Consider the following 1,234-nt stretch of genomic DNA (forward strand, 5'->3'; position numbering starts at 1 on the left):
AGGGGGATGGAAACCTCATCTTGAAGCAGGCTTCCCGCTTAGATGCTTTCAGCGGTTATCCCTTCCGAACGTAGCGAACCAGCGGTGCTCCTGGCGGAACAACTGGCATACCAGAGGTTCGTCCGTCCCGGTCCTCTCGTACTAGGGACAGCCCTTCTCAAGTTTCCTGCGCGCGCAGCGGATAGGGACCGAACTGTCTCACGACGTTCTAAACCCAGCTCGCGTGCCGCTTTAATGGGCGAACAGCCCAACCCTTGGGACCTACTCCAGCCCCAGGATGCGACGAGCCGACATCGAGGTGCCAAACCATCCCGTCGATATGGACTCTTGGGGAAGATCAGCCTGTTATCCCCGGGGTACCTTTTATCCGTTGAGCGACGGCGCTTCCACAAGCCACCGCCGGATCACTAGTTCCGACTTTCGTCCCTGCTTGACCTGTCGGTCTCACAGTCAAGCTCCCTTGTGCACTTGCACTCGACACCTGATTGCCAACCAGGCTGAGGGAACCTTTGAGCGCCTCCGTTACATTTTGGGAGGCAACCGCCCCAGTTAAACTACCCACCAGGCACTGTCCCTGATCCGGATCACGGACCGAGGTTAGATGGTCGATGCGGTCAGAGTGGTATTTCAACGATGACTCCACTCGCGCTGGCGCGCGGGCTTCATAGTCTCCCACCTATCCTACACAAACCGCACCGAACACCAATACCAAGCTATAGTAAAGGTCCCGGGGTCTTTCCGTCCTGCTGCGCGTAACGAGCATCTTTACTCGTAGTGCAATTTCGCCGAGTTCGCGGTTGAGACAGCGGAGAAGTCGTTACGCCATTCGTGCAGGTCGGAACTTACCCGACAAGGAATTTCGCTACCTTAGGATGGTTATAGTTACCACCGCCGTTTACTGGGGCTTAAATTCTGGGCTTCGCCCGAAGGCTGACCCGTCCTCTTAACCTTCCAGCACCGGGCAGGCGTCAGTCCGTATACATCGTCTTGCGACTTCGCACGGACCTGTGTTTTTAGTAAACAGTCGCTTCTCCCTGGTCTCTGCGGCCCTTGCTGCCGTCACCCGCGAGGGGTTGGACAGTTCGGGCCCCCCTTCTCCCGAAGTTACGGGGGCATTTTGCCGAGTTCCTTAACCACGATTTGCTCGATCGCCTTGGTATTCTCTACCTGACCACCTGAGTCGGTTTGGGGTACGGGCGGCTAGAACCTCGCGTCGAGGCTTTTCTTGGCAGCA

At 57.1% G+C, this 1,234-nt stretch carries 1 rRNA gene; it reads right to left on the minus strand.

The window, feature by feature from the left end:
- Positions 1-1,234, minus strand: a 23S ribosomal RNA gene (locus tag ACWAT2_RS19300); the annotation flags it as partial.

This window comes from Isoptericola sp. GX10416 (assembly GCF_056590155.1).